Origin of the sequence: Sphaerotilus natans (assembly GCF_900156335.1) — a bacterium.
In the GTDB taxonomy this organism is placed as follows: Bacteria; Pseudomonadota; Gammaproteobacteria; order Burkholderiales; family Burkholderiaceae_C; genus Sphaerotilus; species Sphaerotilus natans.
In genome coordinates this window covers 1-1,934 of sequence record NZ_FTMZ01000051.1, presented here as the reverse complement: position 1 = coordinate 1,934, position 1,934 = coordinate 1, and the positions used below count along the sequence as shown (strand labels likewise).

Sequence of the window (1,934 nt, the reverse complement as noted above, 5' to 3'; positions counted from 1 at the left end):
ATCACCGGATGACGCTTCGACCAGTCCCAGCGGGAATCAGCCGCCAGACCGGTGAACAGCGCCTGGTTGCCCTCGAAGAGCTCCTTGAGCGTGTCGACCAGCAGGCTCTTGCCGAAGCGGCGCGGACGGCTCAGGAAGTAGTACTTGCCGGCCTCGATGAGGTCGACGGCCATGCCGCTCTTGTCGACGTAGTAGTAGCCGCCTTCGCGAATCTCGTGCAGGTTCTGGATGCCCAGCGGCAGCTTGAGGCGGGGGAGCGCGGGCGTGGTCATTGGGCGAGTTTATGGGCATGCTGCCCGTGCCGTGGCCTGAGTCCTCGCTGCGGTGTCAAGGGCTGGGTGGGCCAGACTTCAAATCATCCGCTCGATCTGCGCATTCGCCGCCACCAGATGCTGATCGAGTGCCTGCAGACAAGGTGCCCAGCGTGCGGAGAAGCGTTCTTCCTGGTGCAGTCGACCCAGGAAGATCCGTGCCAGTCCGAGAGACTGGCGCCAGGTGGCTGCAGGCACGATCGGCCGCAGCACCGGAGATGCCAGCCTCACGGGCAGCGCTCCCCCGGCTGTAGGGGCAAAGCCCATCGGCAGCATGTCGTAGGCAGGCGCCAGGATGTACGGGCGCCCCGCTCCGGTGAAGGACAGATTGCCCGGGTGCATGTCGGTGTTGCCGATCAGCGTGCCGAAGGCATGCAGCAGCCCACACGCAGGAATCGCGGCCATCTCGACATGACGCTCGCGGGCCAACCGGTCGACGATGACGGACCAGGGAGCGGGAGCGACCCCGGTGAACTCCGCATCGAGCATCGCCAGCGACAGCAGGGCCCTGCGCCCCAGCGTGCCGACCCGGTCGAAGCGCTCGACCTGCAGGAAACGCTGGCTGCCGTGGTCGATCAGCTCGGTCCGCGCCGCATCGATGCCTGCCTCGCGCAGCGTCTCAAGGGCATGGTGCTCTGCCAGCAGCAGATCCGCCCAGCGCTCGGTGACCGGGTGGACCTCGGGCAGCGTGAACTTCACGATCACATGCGCCGGTCCTGCCGCCGTCTGGGCGAAGGCAATGAACTTGGGCTGCTCACCCCCGGCAGAGGAGCCAGGAATCTCACCCTGAGCCGCCTGGGCCGCCAGAGCGGCATACGCCACACCGCGTTCGTCAGCCGCCACCGGCACAGGCTCAGGCGCGCACAGGTAGCGCTCATGCGCCAGGTCACCCAGCAGCAGATTGCCCACTGCGTCATGTCCCTGTGCGAGCAATGCACGCAGGTGCTCTGTGTCGCCCCATTCTGTCAGCCGGGAGGGCAGCCCCAGCAGCGGAGCATGACGGGCAGCCCAGGCGCGCCCGAGGAAGCCCGCGGCACACATGTCCGCCAGCCACCAGGGCAACCCTTCGTGGTGAACTGCCACGCCTTGCCCAGGCTGCATCACCCAACCGTCCGGGCACACCGGCACCAGCCCCCCCAGACGCAGGATCTGCCCGTTCTCGCCGACCCGGTAGACCGGCACCTCCGGCAATCCCCGTCGGCGATCCCGCAGCAGGTAGCGCGTGGATCGGGCTGCACCGATGCGCACCACATCCTCTCCCAGCGCCAGGACCGCCCTGGAGACTGCCTGCTGACTCACCCCCAGGGCATCTGCCAGGTGTGCAGCCGAGGCCGACCCTCGCCCGAGAATCTGGCGCAGCGCTTCATCATGGCGGCTCATGTCGAGTAGGTAGGTGAGTAGATACCGCAAGCATTATGCGGATCTCACCTTGTCGGGGTCGCTCAGCCGGCGATCGTCTCCACCTCGAAGCCGACGACATTGCGCTCGGCCCGGCCAAACTCGATGCCGACGAGGTGGATCGGCTCGTCGCGGGCGCGGTACTTGTCCGCGTAGCCGCGGTCCTTGATCTGCCGCAGCGCCTCGCCCGTCGCCTGGCGGTCGACGACCTTGAACTCGAACAGG

3 protein-coding genes are annotated in these 1,934 nt (G+C 67.3%); all 3 read right to left on the bottom strand.

Annotated features, from left to right (window positions below):
* A partial coding sequence (locus BW996_RS20875) for an AAA family ATPase (RefSeq protein WP_175619160.1) occupies positions 1–272 on the bottom strand: 272 nt, incomplete at its 3' end.
* Between the two features lie 78 nt (positions 273–350).
* Positions 351–1,691: a type II toxin-antitoxin system HipA family toxin YjjJ gene (gene yjjJ / locus BW996_RS20870; protein WP_037484018.1), complete on the bottom strand. Its 1,341-nt coding sequence runs from the start codon at positions 1,689–1,691 to the stop codon at positions 351–353.
* A gap of 62 nt (positions 1,692–1,753) precedes the next feature.
* On the bottom strand, positions 1,754–1,934 hold a 181-nt coding region (locus tag BW996_RS20865), incomplete at its 5' end, for a PD-(D/E)XK nuclease domain-containing protein (RefSeq protein WP_175619159.1).